The sequence below is a fragment of the Leucobacter komagatae genome, from assembly GCF_000834055.1.
Taxonomy (GTDB): domain Bacteria; phylum Actinomycetota; class Actinomycetes; order Actinomycetales; family Microbacteriaceae; genus Leucobacter; species Leucobacter komagatae_A.
The window spans coordinates 63,560-81,212 of record NZ_JXSQ01000011.1 but is presented as its reverse complement, the minus strand read 5'-3'; the positions used below and the strand labels follow the sequence as shown (position 1 = coordinate 81,212).

11 protein-coding genes and 1 pseudogene are annotated in these 17,653 nt (G+C 71.2%); 3 read left to right on the top strand and 9 right to left on the bottom strand.

The window, feature by feature from the left end; all coding sequences use genetic code 11:
- Positions 1-162: 162 nt before the first annotated feature.
- Both rpe and SD72_RS09465 read right to left on the bottom strand, forming a co-directional pair.
- Positions 163-825: a ribulose-phosphate 3-epimerase gene (gene rpe, locus SD72_RS09470; protein WP_042544202.1), complete on the bottom strand. Its 663-nt coding sequence runs from the start codon at positions 823-825 to the stop codon at positions 163-165.
- Positions 826-834: 9 nt separating this feature from the next.
- Positions 835-1,857: a LysR family transcriptional regulator gene (locus SD72_RS09465; RefSeq protein WP_084767083.1), complete on the bottom strand. Its 1,023-nt coding sequence runs from the start codon at positions 1,855-1,857 to the stop codon at positions 835-837.
- Positions 1,858-1,927: 70 nt separating this feature from the next.
- On the opposite strand from SD72_RS09465, the gene SD72_RS09460 reads away from it, so the two are divergent.
- The gene (locus SD72_RS09460) at positions 1,928-2,914 is read left to right on the top strand and encodes a DMT family transporter (RefSeq protein WP_042544201.1); all 987 of its coding nucleotides are present in this window, start codon (positions 1,928-1,930) and stop codon (positions 2,912-2,914) included.
- On the opposite strand, the gene SD72_RS09455 is transcribed toward SD72_RS09460, so the two are convergent.
- From SD72_RS09455 to SD72_RS09435, 5 genes are read right to left on the bottom strand one after another with little or no spacing between them, the layout of a single operon-like run.
- Positions 2,911-4,572, bottom strand: coding sequence for an RsmB/NOP family class I SAM-dependent RNA methyltransferase (locus tag SD72_RS09455; protein WP_084767081.1), 1,662 nt, complete (start codon positions 4,570-4,572; stop codon positions 2,911-2,913). The genes SD72_RS09460 and SD72_RS09455 overlap by 4 nt on opposite strands.
- Positions 4,569-5,495 (bottom strand): methionyl-tRNA formyltransferase, encoded by a 927-nt coding sequence (locus SD72_RS09450; protein ID WP_042544200.1) that lies wholly within the window; start codon positions 5,493-5,495, stop codon positions 4,569-4,571. Before SD72_RS09450 ends, SD72_RS09455 begins: the two co-directional genes overlap by 4 nt.
- 4 nt (positions 5,496-5,499) lie before the next feature.
- Entirely contained in the window at positions 5,500-7,686 is a 2,187-nt protein-coding gene (locus SD72_RS09445; protein WP_042544199.1) for a DUF7824 domain-containing protein, read from the bottom strand.
- Positions 7,683-9,263, bottom strand: a complete 1,581-nt coding sequence (locus SD72_RS09440) for a hypothetical protein (protein WP_042544198.1) — start codon at positions 9,261-9,263, stop codon at positions 7,683-7,685. Before SD72_RS09440 ends, SD72_RS09445 begins: the two co-directional genes overlap by 4 nt.
- A complete protein-coding gene (locus SD72_RS09435; protein ID WP_232299712.1) occupies positions 9,260-10,702 on the bottom strand; it encodes an SWIM zinc finger family protein in 1,443 nt (480 codons plus the stop codon). Before SD72_RS09435 ends, SD72_RS09440 begins: the two co-directional genes overlap by 4 nt.
- Before the next feature lie 134 nt (positions 10,703-10,836).
- On the opposite strand from SD72_RS09435, the pseudogene SD72_RS18595 reads away from it, so the two are divergent.
- A pseudogene (locus tag SD72_RS18595) lies at positions 10,837-11,409 on the top strand (pyridoxal-phosphate dependent enzyme); the annotation flags it as partial.
- A gap of 140 nt (positions 11,410-11,549) precedes the next feature.
- On the top strand, positions 11,550-12,137 hold the full coding sequence (locus SD72_RS18590) for a pyridoxal-phosphate dependent enzyme (RefSeq protein ID WP_332307499.1): 588 nt from the start codon (positions 11,550-11,552) through the stop codon (positions 12,135-12,137).
- A gap of 196 nt (positions 12,138-12,333) precedes the next feature.
- On the opposite strand, the gene SD72_RS17975 is transcribed toward SD72_RS18590, so the two are convergent.
- Both SD72_RS17975 and SD72_RS09415 read right to left on the bottom strand, forming a co-directional pair.
- Entirely contained in the window at positions 12,334-15,432 is a 3,099-nt protein-coding gene (locus SD72_RS17975) for a DEAD/DEAH box helicase family protein (protein ID WP_052492581.1), read from the bottom strand.
- Complete coding sequence (locus SD72_RS09415) at positions 15,425-17,629, bottom strand: hypothetical protein (protein ID WP_420038424.1); 2,205 nt, start codon at positions 17,627-17,629, stop codon at positions 15,425-15,427. The genes SD72_RS17975 and SD72_RS09415 overlap by 8 nt, the downstream gene beginning before the upstream one ends.
- Positions 17,630-17,653 lie beyond the last annotated feature (24 nt).

The window sequence follows — 17,653 nt, the reverse complement described above, 5'->3', positions numbered from 1 at the left end:
TGCGTCACGGGCACGGAACACCTCCGGGGCCAACTGCTGCTGCCGCGCCGCCAGGCGACGACGCATCACAACAAGTGTCGCGCAAACGCCCGCGGATAGCTAGTGCATGGCAGCGGGCGGAGAGCTAGCGGGCGGAGAGCTAGCGGCCCCGCCGGGTACCAGCTAGTGCGCGTGCTGCGCGGCGGCGACGCGGAGGTCGGCGATCCGCTCCTCTGGCACACCGCCATAGACGGCGGAACCGGCGACGAAGGTGTCTGCGCCTGCCTCAGCGGCGATCCCGATCGTGTCGACGGTGATGCCGCCGTCGACCTGCAGCCAGACGTCGAGGCCGTGCTTCGCGCGCGCCTCGGCGAAGCGGCGAAGCTTCGGCATCATGTCGGGCATGAACGACTGGCCACCGAAGCCTGGCTCAACGGTCATCACGAGCACCTGATCGAACTCGGGCAGCAGCTCAAGGTAGGGCTCGGGGTCGGTTCCTGGCTTCAGCGCGATACCCGCGCGGGCGCCGATGTCGCGGATCTTACGCGCGAGGGCGACCGGATCGGTGGACGCCTCGACGTGGAAGGTGACGGAGAACGCGCCCATCTCGGCGTAGCCTGGGGCCCACCGGTCAGCGTCCGAAATCATGAGGTGCATGTCGAGCGGGATCGGCGACACCGCCTGAATGCGCTCAACGATGGGCGGACCCATCGTGAGGTTCGGCACGAAGTGGTTGTCCATCACGTCGACGTGCACGAGGTCCGCGGTGCGGATCGCCTCGAGCTCCGCCTGGAGGTTCACGAAGTCGGCGGACAGGATGCTGGGGTTAATGCGCTGCGCGGTCACACCCAAAGCCTACGCGATCCGCACGGTCCTGCCCGCCGCGCGCTCAACAGCACCGGGCCCAGCATCGGACGCAGCATGAGGCGCACCATGAGGCGCAGCATGGGGCGCAGCATGAGGCGCAGCATCACTGGCGGCATCGCGGGCCGCATCGCGATCAGCCCCCTTCGATGCCGCCCTCCGTGAGCTCGCGTGCTCGAGGAGTGCGCGCGCGGCGGGGTGCGGTTCGCGGTTGTCGGGGAGCGCGAGCACGAGCTGCCGTGCGCGCCGCTCGACGAGCGGCCGCATGCGCAGGGTGTCGGCAAGCATTTCGCGCCCGAGCGTCGGCACGATCGACACCCCGAACCCCTGTTCCACCATGGCGAGGAGCGTGCTCATTTCCCGCACCCGATGCCGGGCGGAGAACTCGATACCCGCCGTGTCGAACATGGACCGGACGTGCACCTCGCAGCCGCCGCCCGAGACGATCATGCCGTCGTCGGCGAGCTCGGCGAGTGCGATCTCGGGAAGCTCGACGAGGGGATGATCCTCGCGCACCACGGCCGCGTATTCGTCAACGTCGATGATTTTCGATTCGGCAGGTTGCCGCTCGGGATCGACGAGGATCGCGACGTCAACGAAGCCGTTGTCGAGCCACTCCGGCATCTCGGCGTCGTCGCCTTCGAAGACGTCGACACGCACGTCGGGTAGTGCGCTCACCCACTCGTCGATGAGGTCGGGCAGCAGTCCCCTGCACACGGTCGGCACTGCGCCCAGTCGCACGGTGCCCGTGATTGAGCGGTCCCCTCGCGCGATCGCCTCGAGCTGCGCTATCGCGGCGGCGGCTGCTCGAGCCTGCACGATGGTTCGCTGGCCGAGCCGCGTGAGCGTGAGCGTTCGGCGGTCGATGACGCCGCCCCCGAGCTCCCGCTCGAGCCCGGCTATTGCGTGCGACACGGCCGACTGGCTCACGCCGACGTCGGCTGCGGCGTCCGTGAAGGATCCACTGTCGGCAACGGCGACGAATGCGCGCAGCTGCTGCGTGGTGACCCCCATGAGCCCTCCTCATATCTACATGAGCTTCATGTGTTTGCCTCATGCTAGCGTGATTTCTAAGCTTAGCCGCATGATTCAGCGACGCAAGGCCCCCGGAACCGCAATCGCGTTCGGCGTGCTCGCGCTCATTTGGGGGTCAAGCTTCTTCCTCATCAAACTCAGCCTCGAGGGACTGTCGCCGGGGCAGGTGGCGCTCGGCCGCCTGGCGTTTGGTGCGCTCACGCTCGTCGTCATCATGCTCGTGACGAAGCGCGCCTGGCCGCGCAGCCGGCGCGTCTGGCTGCACATGACGGTCGTGGCGGCCACGCTCTGCACGATCCCGTTCACCCTCTTCGCGTGGGCCGAGACGATGGTGCCGAGCACGGTCGCGAGCATCGTCAACGCGACAACACCCATCATGACGCTGCTCCTCATTCCGCTGGTGATGCCAAAGGATCGACTCTCACGGGCGCAGACCATCGGCCTCGTCGTAGGGATCCTTGGGGTGGTCGTGCTCGTAGGGCCTTGGCGAATGGTGCTCACCGGCGACGGAATCTCCCTCCCGGGTGTGCTCGCGGCGCTCGGCGCAACCGCGTGCTACGGCTTCGGCGGGCTGTACATGCGACGCTTCCTCACCGACACCACGATCGACTCGATCACGATCGCTGCCATGCAGCTCGTGCTGGCGACGGGCCTCGCGCTCATCGCCGCGCCGTTCATCTCGACGGGCCCCATGCAGCTCACCGCAACCGTTGTCGCAGCGATCTCAGCGCTTGGCATCCTTGGCGGCGGCATTGCGTACATCCTGTACACCGGGATCATCCGCACGTGGGGGCCGGCACGCGCGTCGACGGTGACCTACCTCACGCCCGTGGTCGGTGTCACCCTTGGTGCGCTGTTCCTCGGGGAGACCGTGCACTGGAACGAGCCGGTTGGCGGCGCGATCGTCGTGCTCGGCATCCTTGCGAGCCAGGGCGCGATCGAGCGGTGGATCGACCGGGGAGCGCGCAGCAAGCCAGCCGACGAGCCAGCCTGCGAGGCAGCCACCCCGCCCGAAAGTCGCCTCCCCGCCGCTTAGCTTTCCCGGGTGAGCAGCGACACGAACATCGCGTCGGTGCCGTGCCTGTGCGGCCAGAGCTGGGCGCTGAGCTGCTCGCCGGCGAGTTCCGGCTGCTCGTCCTCGCGGGCAGCCGCACGCACTGCGGCCTTCGCGTCGAGCTCGCGCAGCTCGGGGTGGCGCTTCAGGGCGCGATCCACACCGACCCGGGTCTCCGCGAGGTGCGGCGAGCAGGTCACGTATGCGAGCACCCCGCCCGGCTTGAGGTGCGCGGCGGCTGCGTCGAGCAGCTCCGCCTGCAGCGCGGTGAGCTCTGGCAGGTCGCCCGGCTGCTTGCGCCAGCGAGCCTCCGGCCTGCGGCGGAGCGCGCCGAGGCCCGAGCACGGTGCGTCAACGAGGATGCGGTCGTAGAGTTCGTGCCCGCCGGGGCCGCACCCGAACGCTTCTTCCTCGCGGCCGTCATGGGAGACGACTTCGATCGCCTCACCTGGCAGCGCGTCGACGCCGCTCACCGAATCGCGCACGAGGTCAGCGCGGTGCTCCGACACCTCGTTCGCTCGCACTGTCGCACCCTCAACGAGCGCCTCGGCCCCGAGAATAGCGGTCTTCCCACCGGGGCCAGCGCACAGGTCGAGCCAGCGCTCCCCCTCGGCGACGGGCGTCGCCCGCACGAGGGCGAGGGCCGCGAGCTGCGAGCCCTGATCCTGCACGCGCAGCAGCCCCGCGGGCACACTCGCCTGCTCCTCCGCCGTGGCCATCGCGCGGGCGGGATCACCGCCGAGCAGCTCAAGGCCGATCGCCGAAACGCATACGGCATCAAACAGGTCGGGTTCGACCGCGGCAAGCTCCTGGCTCGTGATGCCTGCCCCCTCGAGCAGGGCAAGGTTCACCCGCGGTGAGGCGTTGTTCGTGTCGAGCAGCGCCTCGATCTCGGCCTCGCGGCCCTCTGCGCGGAGGGCGTCGCGCAGCGCGCGCAGCACCCATGCAGGGTGCGAGGCTCGCGCGGCGAGGGCGTCGTCTGGCGTCTTCGCTTCGGCGACGATGCGCTCGTCCCACTCCTCTGGCGTCGCGCGACCAATCTCGCGCAGCACGCCGTTCACGAAACCAGCGGCTCGCTCGTTGCCGACGCGTCGCTGCAGCTCAACGCTCTCGTGCACGGCGGCGTGGGCCGCGGTGCGCATCGAGAGCAGCTGGTGCGCACCGAGCCGCAGTACGTTCAGCGCGACGGGGTCGATCTCCGCTGCCTGGCGGCCAGCGGCGAGCTCGATGATCCGGTCGATCCGGCCGAGGCCACGGAGCGTACCGGCAGCGAGCTCGGTCGCGAGGCCAGCGTCCCGGGAGTCAAGGCGCGCGGTGCGGATCCGTGAGGCGAGGGCGAGGTTCGCGTAGGCGTCGCGATCCACCACGTCGCGCAGCACGTCGTAAGCGACGATGCGCGCGCCCGAAATGCGCGGGCGTGGGGCGCGGTCGCGCTGCCCACGAGCATGCCCGTTGCCACGGGACTGGCCGCCGCGCTGACCGCCGCCACCCTGCCCGCCGCGACCCTGCCCGCCGCGACCCTGGCCGCGCTGCTGACCGTCGCGCGATCCGCCGCCGCGATTGCCGCCGCCGTGGTTGCCGCCCTGGTTGCCGCCGCGCGATCCGCCGGTTCCCCGGTCGCCGCTGTTCTGTGGGCTCATGCGAGCTCCGCCTTTCCGCCGCGGCCGCGAAGCCAGGCGTTTGCATCCATTGCGGGTTTGCCAGCTGGCTGCACCCGTGAAAGTTCGAGGGCACCGTCGGAGCAGCCGAGCAGGGCGACCTTCCCGACGAGCCTGGCCTCGCCCGCGGCGAGATCCTCAGGGACCTCACCCGCGAACTGGCGCAGCTCCGTGAGCTTCACCGGCTGGTCGCCGAGCAGCGCGTACGCGCCGGGCTCCGGGGTGACGCCCGCCCAGTGCGCGAGCGCGGCGTCGGCGGTCGTGCCGGAGCCAAACGAGATGAGCCCGTCCTCGCGTGTGAGCTTGTGCGCGTAGGTGTCCTCGCCGACCTGCGGCTCCCCCGCTTCACTGTCGGCCGCGAGCGTCTCGACCGCGGCGAGCAGCGCCCCTGTTCCCGTGCTCGCGAGCTCGGTGAGCGCCTGGCCAGCCGACGTGCCCTGCGCGAAGGTTGTGGAGTCGCGGGTGAGCACGTCGCCGGCGTCGAGGGCCTCGACGAGGCGGAACACGGTGACGCCAAGCTCCTGCTCGCCAGCCATGAGTGCACGCTGCACGGGGGCGGCGCCACGCCAGCGCGGGAGGTCGGAGAAGTGCAGGTTGATCCACCCGTGCCCCGGCAGCGAGAGGAACGGCTCGCGGAGTAGGCCGCCGTAGGCGACGATGACGCCAAGCTCGGGCGCGCGCTCGGCGACCCATGCCGTCGCGTCCTCGCCGAGACGGTTCGCCTTAAGCGTGTCGATGCCGAGCGCTTCGGCCGCGACCGCGACGGGCGACGGCGTGAGCACGCGCTTGCGCCCGAGCGGGGCGTCCTCGCGGGTGATGACGCCGACGATGTCGTGGCCAGCGGCCGCGAGGGCGTTGAGGCTCGGGACGGCGAACTCGGGGGTTCCGGCAAAGACGATACGCATCCGTCTATTCTCGCACCCCGAGCGCGACCCGCAGCTCGCGGGCCTTCCGAAGCGCCGCCTGGCTGCCCTTGCGCCCCGCGAGATCGGCGAGACCCGGCCACGCGGCAGCATCGGCGGGGATGAGCCCGCGCTCGGCGGCTGCCCTGAGCACCTGGGCCCTGAGCAGGGCGGCGTCGAGCACACGATTCAGCCAGCGGGGTGGTGCACTCGCGCTCGTTGCGACGCGGATCGATTCGACGAGCGCTGGCCACAGGGTCGCGATCGCGTCGGGCTCCGCCTCGATGATGCCGGCGAGCTTCACCGGCGAATAGTCGGTGCTCTCGAGGAGTCGCGCGACGGCGAGCCGCACCCCCGCCGCCCCGAACAGGTCGTTGCGCACCGCCGCGAGGAGGGTGTAGCCGTGCGCGTTGTCGTGGTTCAGGCTGCCGATGAGCACCGCGAGCATGCCAACCGTGAGCGGCGGCACCTGGCCGTCGTGGCGGAGCGGACCGTTCTTCGCGTCACGCCAGTTGCGGTGCTCGGCGACGCGCACGCCGCCAGCCTCGACGTCCCACCGCAGCCACGCGTCGGCAACCGGATCAGCCGCGTCATCCGCGGTGTGGATCTCCGACATGCCGCACTGCCCCTCGCGCTCAAGGTCGTAGAACCACGACGTGCGGGTGCGGAACCGCCGCGGCCCGGCCGCGGGGTCTGCGAGCCGCTCGGGGGCGAACTCGAGCTCGATCTCGAGTAGACGCGTTGACGCCTTCGGGTCGTGCCAGGATGCCCGCACGGTCGCGCCGTCATCGACCGCTGGCGCGGTGCCGCGGCCGTCGGGCCAGAAGTGGGCGAACTCGGCGTCGGGCAGCACCATGTCGAGAAGCGCGGCGTCCGGCAGTGCGGCGCCTGGCAGGGCGGCCGTTGCCGCTTCCGCCTGCGGCGGTGCCCCCGGTGCCGCTGCCCCCGGTGCGGCCTCGGCGGCTGCCTCTCCGGAGGTTGCCCCTCCGGCGGTTGCCCCTTCGGCCGCTCTAGCTGCGGCCTCGTCCGGGAGTGCGCCCACGACGGCGCGCGCCAGCTGCACCGCACGGGAAGATCCACCGGCTGCGGCGAGCGCCCGCGTTCCTGGGAGCGCGCGGGCGGATCCCGGTGCGACGCCCCGACCGACCGCGTCCGTGACTGCGGGGAGGAGTTCCCCGATCGCTTCGACGAGTTCCGCGGTGCCGGCGAGGCGACGGGTCGATGCAAGGGAGACGCGGACGAGGTCGTCGAGGAGCGGCCACACGACAGCGAGCATGCCGTCCTCGGCGAGGGCGACGCACGCGGCGGCGAGGGCTGCGAGCTTTCCGGGCGTCTCACGCCAGTCGAGCAGCCTGGTGTCTGCGACCCCAGGGAGGAGGATGCCGCGCTCCCACGCCTCAGTGATCGCGAGGGCACCGTCGTGCACGGCGCGCTCGTGGAAGCCGCGCTGCGCCCCGATGAGGTTCATGGCGAGTCCGGGGCTCAGCGGTGTGGCTGAGCGCGCGAGCTGGCGCAGCTGCAGGCCGAGCCCCGCGTCGTCGGAGTGGGCGATCTCGAGGGCCAACTCGGCTCCGGCGTCGGAGCCACCCTCAGCGCCGCCGGCGACACCGCCTGCTGCGAGCGCCCCGAGTTCGAGGCCGCTGTAGGGGGTGTCGAGCTTGAGCCTTGGCGGGAACTCGGTGAGTGACTCGGGAAGCTTCAACGGGGTAGGCGCCCACCAGTGCCGAGTGCGGTCGAGGACACGGGCGGGTGGCACGAGTGGGTCGGCAACGTAGCGGGCGATCGCTGGGCCCGCTGGAGTTGGCATCGCTGTCCCAGCCTGCGTGAGCACCGGCACCAGCAGCTCAGCGAACGCGGCGAGATGCTCGCCGGTGACGCGCGTGAGGTCGGTGCGGAGCAGTGCAAGGAACAGGTCGGCCTCGCTCGCGGCGAAGCCACCCGCGCTATACCGGGCGAGGCGGTCGAGCAGGTCCGCTGGATCGATGCGCATGTCTTCCCACGTAGGGGTCGACAGCAGCACGGGCACTTCGCCGAGGCGCTGCAACACTGCCGCGTCGCGCGCGGGCACGGGGCCGTACACGGTGGGGCTCGATCCGGGGAAGTCTTCGCGTGCCGGCCGGTCGAGCGTGAGGGGCGTGTCGCCGCCGACCCACTCGGCCACGCCGCGGAGGCCTGGCACCCAGCGGGGCTTCACGCCGCGCAGCGCGGTGCGGGCCGCGGCGATGTCTCGGTGCGCGACGAGGTTCGCGAGCGCGAGCAGCCGCTCGGCCGCTGGGTCAACGGGCCACCCTCGGGCCTTCCCGTGAGCTCGGCTGCCGCCTCGGTGAGCGCCGCGGCCAGCGACTCGAGACTCGCTTCGCTGTGTTCTGTGTCGCCGCGCCCTGTGTCGCCGCGCGCTGTGTCGTCCTGGCCTGATACCGGGGCGAGTCCCGCCGCCGCGTCAAGCCCGGCTGCGGCGTCGAACCCAGTGTTCCCGAGGGTGAACCTCGGCACGCTCCAGAGCTCAGGCGTCGCCTCCCAGCGCCCGCGGAGTATTGCGGCCGGCGATCCACCGCTGCCGACACTGTCGCCAGTGCCACCGGCCTCGCTGCCCGGGCCGACGGCCGCCTGCGCTGCATTGCCAGCAGCCGACTCAGCGGCCGACCCAGCGGCGGGCCCGGCGATCCCCCACGCCTCGAGCACGCGCGCGGCCGCCCGGGCGAGTGGCGCATCGTTGCCAGCGGCGATCGGAGCAATGAGTTCGGCGGCGCTCGCCGCAGCTGCCGCGTTCGGGCGGGGTCTCTCGGCGGCGGCGAGCAGCAGCGCACGGCGCGCCTTCTTCGTGCGGGCCGAGAGCCCAAGCTGCAGCACCTCGCCGAGCGTGTGCTCATCGCCCGCGGAGATGAGGGCCGGGCCGAAGGCTTCGATGAGCGCCGCGTCGCCCGTGGCGATCGCCGACACCAGCGCGTCCGCGCGGTCGAGGAGTTCGCTGCGATTCGCCTCGCTCGTGAGCGCGAGCGGGCCGGTGAGGAACTCGGCCCACACCTTCCGGTCGCCGGGCCGCTGCGCTGCGTCGAGACCGGCTATTGCGAGTGCGAGCGCTTCGGGCTCGCTGATCCACCCCCGCTCGAGAGCCGCAGGCAGGAGCCCGCCGAACGGCCCCGTGACACTCAGGCCGCTCGCGACGGCGACCCGCGCGTGCTCGGCGAAGCGCGGCGCGAGCACCTCGGGCGAGATGCCTCCGCGCCCGCGCGGCTGCAACCAGCCCTCGTTCGCCGGGGCACCGAACGCGTACACGGCCCAGTCGCGGAGGTAGTCGAGCGAGTCCGGCACGGGCAGCGCGAAGTCGTGCACGAGGCGCACAGTCACCCCAGCGAAGCGCGAGCTCGCGTCGATCCACAGCCTGCCGCCGCCGCGCTCGGCGTTCGCGACGAACGCTGCGGCGTACTCGGGCCCGCGATCCGCAACCACCGCGGTGACGAGCTCGTCGGTGAGCCGGCCGGAACCGGGGAGGATCGCGACCGCCCGCTTCGCCGTCACCCCGCAGCGGATCGCGAACAGCGCAAGCAGGCCCGCGTCGATGCCGTCGCCGAGCCAACTGCGCCAGCCGAATGTCGAGGGATCGACCGTCTCGAACGCGCCCCACTCGCCGCGGCTCAGGCCCGCGACCGCGGTGCGCTGCTGCTCCGGACTGCCGAGCGGCAGGCTGAGCGCGGTAGCGGGGTCCGCTCCCGGCCACCCGAGCTCGGTAAACACGGCGACGGCCTGTTCGAGTGCGGGTGATGCGCTCACGCGAGCTCCTTCGTGACGATGCGTACGGCGAGAATGTGTTTGCACGGGCCGCGCCCGCTCCCGTGCGTGAGACCCCACGTGCACCCGCAGCGCAACTCACCTTCGACCTCGCGCACGACCGAATCCTGGCCGGTCTCTGCGCCGCGAACCACCCAGGAACGGCCCGGTGCCTTGTCCGTGCGAGCGGCTTCCACGCGGCCGGCCGCAGCGAGCGCGCGTGCAGCGACGAGCCTCGGCTGGTCGCGGTCGACACGCCCAGGGTCGTCGGGGAGCTCGCGGTGGAAGTGCGCGGCATCCGCAAGATCCCAGCCGACGCGGCCGCTCGCCGCGAGCACCGCAATCGCACCGCGCACGCGCTGCTCGCTCAGGCCCGTGTCGCGCCCGAGCCGCGCGACGTCGAGCACCGGCTCGAAGCCGAGCAGCGCGGAGACGAGCTCGGCGTCGGCGAGCACCTCGTCGGCCGCGAGCGCCGCGAGCAGCGCGCCCTCGCCCGAGTGACCCCGCCACGGTTCTGCCGTGAGGCCGAGGGTGAGCCTGGCGCTCGGCAGCTCGATCACGACCGCCGACGCCCCGGTCTCGGGTGTGCCGGGCTCCGGCCCGTACACGGTGAGCCCGGTGACGTGCGTGAGGAGGCGCTTCGCGGCGCTGAGCCGATGCAGCCCCGCGACGCTCACCGCTGCAGGTGCCGGGCGGGAGCCGATCCGCACCCCCTCGCGGGACGGCACGAGCCAGACGGTGCGGCCGGTTGCGGTCGCCGCAGGGACCGCGGTGAGAAACGCGCGCGCCTGAGCGGCGTCGAGGGTGATCCGCGGCACGAGACGGCGGTGGATCTCGGCGATGTTGCCGAGCGCGCGCACCCAGCGGTCGGGCATGTTCACCGGGCGCTCGACGCTGTGGGCTACGGGCGTCGCAAGTGTGAGGCCGTCTCCCCCGACGTCAACGTGCAGGAGCTCCGCGCGGCGGACTGCTGTGAGCACCTCACGCGACTCGGGCCCGAGGTCAACGTTGGTGGTGCCGAGCGCGATATCGCCGCCGTCGAAGCCAGCGGCGAGCAGGTCGAGCCTGGCGTAGACGCCGTTGCACGCCGAGAAGGTTTCGGCCCGTAACCGGTCGCCGTTCGCGGTGAGGACGGGGTCACGCATCGTCGTTGGGACGTACTGGAAGTAGCGCGTCGCCGTGATGTCGCCGAGCGCGAGGAGGCCGCGCGCGAGCACGAGCGGCTGCGTCGCAAAGCCGGAGAAGAAACTCGGGGTGGCGTCGATGCCCGCTGGCGTGAGCGCCGGGGCGAGCGCGAGGGAGATGTGGGCGGATCCCCCGGGTGCCGGCAATGGTGCGTGTGCCGGCGTTCCCGCCTGGGCCGGCGATGCTGCTTGGGCCGTGAGCCCCGTCGAGCGGGTCGCCGCGGTGAAGGTGCGTGCGGCGTGCTGCGTTCCCGTCATACGTCGATGGTACCGATCCACCACGCGCCGAAGAAGCATCGAATACACACTGGCTTCGCTGGTGATACACTCGGCGCATGCATATCGTGATTCAGTGGTGGGCCGCCTAGGGCGGTCACTCTTCACGCATCTGCATGCACCTCGACACCGCCTCCCGGAGGCGGTGTTTTTTTTGTCTCCGAGCGGCGCGAAGCGGCACCCAATCACTGACACTAAGGACTCTCATGACTGAGCAAACCCTCTCCCCCTACCGCGCCGACGAGGCCGGCTTCTTCGGCGAGTTCGGCGGTGCCCCGCTGCCACCATTCCTCGTCGAGCCCATCGCCGAGGTCGCCCGCGAGTACGCGAAGGCGAGCGCCGACCCTGCCTTCCAAGAGGAGTACCAGGCGCTGCTCTCCAAGTACGTCGGACGCCCCTCGCTGCTGTACTTCGCGGAGAACCTCACGACCAAGCTCGGCGGCGCCCGCGTGTACCTCAAGCGCGAGGACCTCAACCACACCGGCGCGCACAAGATCAACCACTGCCTCGGTGAGGCGCTGCTCGCAAAGCGCATGGGCAAGACGAAGCTTATCGCCGAGACCGGCGCGGGCCAGCACGGCGTGGCCCTCGCAACGGCGGCGGCGCTCGTCGGCCTTGACTGCGAGATCCACATGGGCGCGATCGACGTCGCGAAGCAGCACCCGAACGTCGTGCGCATGGAGCTGCTCGGCGCGAAGGTGGTCTCCGTCGAGGAGGGCGGCAAGACCCTCAAGGAGGCAGTCGACTCCGCGTTCGGTGTGTACGCCGCGCACCCCGACGAGTACTTCTTCGCGATCGGATCCGTCGTCGGCCCCACCCGTACCCCTCGATGGTGCGCGACTTCCAGTCGGTCGTCGGCCGCGAGGCCCGCGCACAGGTACTTGAGGCCGAGGGGAAGCTTCCCGACTACCTCATCGCCGCGGTCGGCGGCGGGTCGAACGCCATGGGCCTCTTCGACGCGTTCCTCGAGGACGAGGGCGTCGCCATGATCGGCGTCGAGCCGTCGGGCGAGGGGCTCGATGGCACCAGGCACGCTGCAACGATGACGCTCGGCACCCCCGGCATGCTCCACGGCATGCACACGAAGGTGCTGCAGGATGCGGCCGGCGAGCCGTCTGCCGTGCACTCGATCGCCTCTGGCATCGACTACCCGGGCGTCGGGCCGCAGCACGCGCGCCTCGAGCAGCTCGGCCGCGCGCAGTACGTGACGGCGTCAGACGCCGAGACGCTCGACGCGTTCCAGCTGCTCACCCGCACGGAGGGCATCATCCCGGCGCTGGAGTCATCGCACGCCGTCGCGCACGCGGTGAAGCTCGCACCGACCCTTGGCACCGACGAAATCATCATCGTGAACCTCTCGGGCCGCGGCGATAAGGACGTCGATTACGTCGCCGAGCTCCTCGCGAAGCAGGCGTAGCCGCCGCGGCTCCTGGCGAATGCACTAGGTTTCTGCAAAAGCATATGCTTTCTACGCGCAGAAACCGGGTGCTTTTGCAGAAACCGTATGCTTTGGCGGGCGAGGCTCGCCCGGTGGGTGAGGCTCGCCCGGTGGGTGAGGCTCGCCCGGTGGGCGAAGCCCGCCCGGTGGGCGAAGCCCGCCCGCCGGATCCGCCCTACGCCCACACCTCGCGCCGACTCGTTCGCGTTCCGGGCACGGCGGTCCGCTTCCGCGCCCGCGTGAGCAGCCCAAGCTTCTCGGGTGAGTCAATCTCGTGCAGCGTGCACGGGCCGACCTGCCGCATCCACTCACGCGCGAAGAGCTGGGCGTCCGCCCGCCGCTTTCCAATCATGGTCGGCACCTGCAGAAACCGGCTCCGGAACCCAAACACCGACGCGACGCGTGTCGCCAACCAGGTGAACGGGTTTCGCCAGCCAAGCGGTGCGGCCCCCACCTCGAGCAGGAAACGCGGCGTCCGCACCGGTGACAGCAACTCCTCAAGGTTGTCGAGCACGAGCCGCTGTTCCTCGAGCGAACCGCCGTGAACTTCCACCTCGTAGTTGGCGACGATGTGCTCCGACGCGCGCTGCGGCACGACAGCGATGTTGCCGCGACCGAGGCTGCGCACAAACCCCCTGCTGTTAAGCACGCGGGCGATCGCAAGCGCCGCCCCCTGGTAGGCGTTCGCGGGCAGCGCGCGCTGCTTCGCTCCCCGCCAGAGTTCCCCGAGTAGGTCGCGCTGCGCCCACAGGGCTGCGCCCAGCCCGCCGCCGAGGATCAGTGCCACCAGCGCAGGAGGCAAGTCTCGAAGCCGGGGCGCATATACGAGAAGCTCAATGGCGAGGAACAGCAGCATGAACGCAAACGTCACGAGCACGAACGCGAGCGTGAACGAGCTCACGAAGGGGCGACGCTTCGCAGCGGCCGGGTCGGCGACCGCGAGCGCCGCGTGTTCCTCCCCGAGGTAGTCCTCCCCTACCCGCCACAGTTGCATGGTTTCGGCCCGGGTCGGCAGCTCCCGCTCGGTCGCCCGGTTGATGTGCTCCGCACGCGTGAAGGGGAGCCCCGGCGCGAAGAGGGCGTCGAGCTGCGCGAGTTGCCGCGTGCTGAGCGTGTGGGGCAGGCCACGCACGACGGCTCCGGTCTCATCGAGCGCGATGCCCCACACCTGCGCGTGCTTGCGCGCGAGCCTGGCTACGTCGCTCGACCCGTCGAGCTTCGTGTCTGACTCGAGCACGCAGGCAACGGTCCAGTTGTGGGCGACCTTCTCTGGCCATGCCGGATCGAGCCGGAGGGTGCGCCCCCGCAGCTGCTGCGTCGCAGCAGAGGTCGCCGCGACGGACAGGTCGATGAGCGTGTTCACCGCCGGGCAGTCCCAGCCCTCGCCGAGCAGCCCGCGCGTACCAACGAGTAGCCGCACGCTGCCGTCCGCGACGAGCTGCGAGACGGCGGCGACGATCGCTGCGGGCCCGGTACCGGCGATCTCAAGCTCGACAACGTCGGGGTTGGGTGTCTCTGCGACGGTCGCCTCCCGCCCGAGCAGTTCGGCAAAGCGTGGCAGCAGTGCGTCCGCGTCGCGTGCGGCGATGCGGAGGTGCTTCGCGGTGACGAGTACGGGCCGCAGCTCGGCGAGGCTCTCGTCGCTTGCAACGGTGTCGAAGCAGCGCAGCGCGCCGGCCCTGTCACCCCGCGAGGCCGTCCCATGGCCGTGCACCGCGAAATCGACGAGCACGACCGCGCGCACGTCCTTGCCGGTGTCGGTTGCGAGCTCGAGGCGCAGGATCTCTCCGACGGCCGCGTCCTTCGACCGTGACGTCGAGAGGATCTGGTCTATCGGGTCGCGGCCGCGGCGCACCCCGCGGTCGGTGAGGTGGTAGCCGAAATCGGCGAGCACGCCACGGGTTCGCTGCCAGAGCTCGCCGCGCTCTGGGTCGGGCAGGATCCGCTCGAGCGCGAACCGCGCGAGCACCCGCATGCGCTGCTCGGTGCTCGGCCGTGCCCGCGCATCGGGGCCGAGCGCCCGCACGATGTCGTGCCCGGGTCGGAGCTCGGCGAGCACGCGCACGGCGGCTTCGGCGAACGCGAAGTCAGCCTTGAACGATTCGGCGATCCGCTGCTCGAGTTCGCGGCCGCCGCGGGGTGGCGCAGCGGGTCCGGCACCAGCCGGCGAGCCGGAGCCCGAGCCGGAGCCCGAGCCGGCGCCCGAGCCCGAGCCCGAGCCGGAGCCGGAGCCTGAGCCCGACCCCGCAAGGGTGTGCTCAAGGAATTCGACGCCCTCGGGGCCCGCGAGGGTCTCACCGACGAGGCGCTCGAGCTCGCGATCCTGGGTACGGAGGAACGTCATCTCGTCCGGGGTCGGGGTGACGAACCAGGCGAAATCGCGGTAGGGGGCAAGGTTGCCCTCCTTCACCACCGCCGGCGTCGGCAGCTCGTAGTCGACGTCGCCAAGCAGGCCAGTGTAGTTCTCGTAGAGCGTCTTATCGTCTTCCGACGGCAGGGTCGCGGTGAGCCCGATGATGAGCGGCTCGGTGCCGCGCTCCCTGATGCGCGCGGCGAGGCAGTGCACCACGATCGCCCAGTGGTCGAGCAGGTGGTGGCACTCGTCGAGCACGAGCGTGGTGACGCCGTGGTCTGCGATGCGTGTGATGAGCGCTCGCGCGTTCGGGTGGAGCGCCGCTTCGAGCTGCGCGGGATCCGCGCGCACGACGTCCTTCCGCAGGCGCCCCGCCCTGCGACGCAGGCCCTGTTTGTACTTCGCCCCGTTGGAGGAAGCGAGCTCGGCCAGCCAGCGTTCGGCGTCCGCGGTGGATCGGCCAGCCTCCACGAGCTCGGCGGCCCACTCGGTGCGGGCGAGCTCATCGAACGGGTTGCTCGTCTCGAGCACGGAGAGCATCTGGTAGGTGAGCGCGGTGAAGTCGCCGAGTGCCTGGGGATCCTCGGAAACCGCCGGGGTGAGCGGTTCGGGTGGCGTGGCCGGGGACGGAGCGTCGGAAGCCTTCTTCGTTGCTGCCCCGCCCCACGTTCCAGCCGCGAGCTCGGCCGCCGAGCGCGCCCACTGGGAGCGAATCGTCGTGGTCGGCGCGAGCGCGAGGGCGCGCGCACCGTTGCGCCTGGCGAGCTCGAGCCCGACGAGGGTCTTCCCCGACCCTGGCGGGGCGACGATATGCAGCGGGCTCGCGGGCTCAGCTCCGAGCGCCTCGAAAATCGTGACCTGCGACCGCCTGAACGTGCCGGCGAACTCCCACGACGCGAGCGGGCCTGCCGCACTACCCATCGAATACTCCCCTGTCGTCAAAGCGGAGCCGTAGCGCCTCGGGCCGCGCGCGGCCGGGCGCCCGCCCTTTCTGCCGTGAGGAGGCGCCAGCCGCGTCGGCGACGAGCGCGCCGCGGAGCCGCTTGGCGACGTCACTCCCGCGCGCGTACTCGAAGCGCACAATCGCACGGACGAGTTTTGCGCCGCGTGCTGCTGGATCCTTCGGATCGATCGGCGTCGGCCCGAGCACTTCAACGCCCTGGAGCGTGTCGGGTGCACGGAGCGCCGCGAGTGCACGGTCCACCTCGGCCGGGCCGCCAGTGACACTCGCGACGCGCACCGCCGGCGGGTACCGCAGCGCCTGCCGGTCGCGCAGCTCGCTGTGCAGCCACTCGTCGATACGCCCCGTCACGAAGGCCTGGACGACGGGCCCGCCGCCAGAAGCCATGAGACACATCCCGTCTGGCGCGGCGAGTGCCGCGGCGTTCTCCCACCACCGCAGGCAGTCCTCGCCGGCGCGGAGGTGCTCAAGGCCGAGCAGGCGCTCCGCATCGAGCAGGATCACGGCACGATAGCCGCCTGCCGCGATCGGTTCGGCGCCGCGTGTTGCGACAACGAGCGCTGGGCGGGCGTCGACGCGCTCCCTGGGATGGTCCCCGTCGGAGAGCAGCACGCGGAACCCTCTGAACTGTTTCTCGAACTGCTCGACGGTGCGCGCGGAACCCATGCCACGCTCCGCCAGCCGGTTTCCACCGCACCCCGTGCACGCCCACCCGCCTGCGTGCACCCCGCACCAGCGGCACGCTGCGCGTCCGGCAACGCGAAACCCGATCGGGCCACCGCACGCGGTGCAGCGCGCAAGGTCGCCGCAGTCGCCGCACACCGAGACGGGCGCGTACCCCGGGGTCGCTACCTGAACGAGCACCGGGCCGGTGCGCAGGCCCTCACGGATCGTGCGCGCCGCGAAGTCTGGCACGCGGCCTGCGAATGCGTCAGGGGCGACCGACGCGTCCGCGTGGAACACGCGCGTGCGCCGCGGCGGGTTCTCCTGGTCTTTCACATAGCCGATGAGGGCAAGCCGCTCGATCTCTGCGCTGCGCGCATGCGCCGCGAAGAAGAGCCCAGCGCCGGACTGTTCGGCTCGCACGAGTGCCGCGTCGCGCGCGTGCACGTACGGCGCGAGCGGCTCCGCGAGCACGGGGTCGCCGTCGTCCCACATGAGGATCGCGCCGAGCTCGTGCGCCGGAGCGTACACTGCGGATCGGTTGCCCAGGATGATTCGGGGCTTCCGGTCGAGGGCCCGCAGAAAGCTCGCGTACCGCTCGCCGTTGGATTGGCGTGCGTCAACGCGCACCACGTCGTGCGCACCGAACGCCGCGAGTGCGCTCTGCAATTGGTCTTGGTCTCGGTAGTCGGGAGAGACGACAATGACGCTGCGGCCCGCAGCGTGCACCGCGAGTGCGAGGTGCGCAAGCCGTGCCGCCCAGCCGCCGACCCATTCCCCCGTCGGGAGCCGTTCCGGGGAGTGTGTTGCGGTGAACGCGAGCCGCTCTCCGGAGGTGAGCTGCACCGCGATAGCCTGCGCGTCAGCCTCGGGAAGGTGCGGCGCAGTCGTCTGGGCGCCTGCCTCCGCGGTCGCCGCTGCCTCCGCAGTTTCCGCAGTCGCCGCTGCCTCCGCAGTTTCCGCAGCTTCGGCAGCCGCCGCGGCTTCCCCTGGCTCGGCGCCCGCCGAAGCAAGGTGCTGCTTCTCGACACGCACCTGGCGCCCGGGAATCGCCAGCCTGAGGATGTCGCCCGCTGATCCGCCAGCACGGTCGGCAACCGCTCGGGCGAGCTGCCAAATCTCTGGCGCGAGCTGGGGCACCGGGCTCACGATGTCGGCGATGGGAGAGAGTTCGCCCCCGAAGCTGCTCGCCTCAGCAAACCCAATGACATACCCGAAGGCTTTGCGCTGCTGATTTCGAAACGGCACGCGGACCCGTTGACCGACACGCAGCTCCCCCGCGAGTTCCTCGGGTACGGCGTAGTCAAAGAGATGGTCGAGTTGTGGGAGCGCTGAGTCAAGCAGCACTTCAGCCACCTGGCGGCCGTTGGGCGCTTCAGCGTCGAGGCAGCTGCATCGCTCGGTGGCAGCCTCAGGGGGCGCGGCGGACGCGCCCACCGCATCAGCGGCGTGCGACTGCGCTGTAGCGTCCCCGCCAGGCGTTGCCTCGTCGATCACTCCCCACCTCGGCTCCCGCGG

Bases quoted from the DNA above. Each gene is read 5' to 3' on its own strand.
- SD72_RS09465 (WP_084767083.1), bottom strand. From the start codon at position 1,857: ATGGGGGTCACCACGCAGCAGCTGCGCGCATTCGTCGCCGTTGCCGAC.
- SD72_RS09460 (WP_042544201.1), top strand. From the start codon at position 1,928: ATGATTCAGCGACGCAAGGCCCCCGGAACCGCAATCGCGTTCGGCGTG.
- SD72_RS09455 (WP_084767081.1), bottom strand. From the start codon at position 4,572: ATGAGCCCACAGAACAGCGGCGACCGGGGAACCGGCGGATCGCGCGGC.
- SD72_RS09450 (WP_042544200.1), bottom strand. From the start codon at position 5,495: ATGCGTATCGTCTTTGCCGGAACCCCCGAGTTCGCCGTCCCGAGCCTC.
- SD72_RS09435 (WP_232299712.1), bottom strand. From the start codon at position 10,702: ATGACGGGAACGCAGCACGCCGCACGCACCTTCACCGCGGCGACCCGC.
- SD72_RS18590 (WP_332307499.1), top strand. From the start codon at position 11,550: ATGGTGCGCGACTTCCAGTCGGTCGTCGGCCGCGAGGCCCGCGCACAG.
- SD72_RS17975 (WP_052492581.1), bottom strand. From the start codon at position 15,432: ATGGGTAGTGCGGCAGGCCCGCTCGCGTCGTGGGAGTTCGCCGGCACG.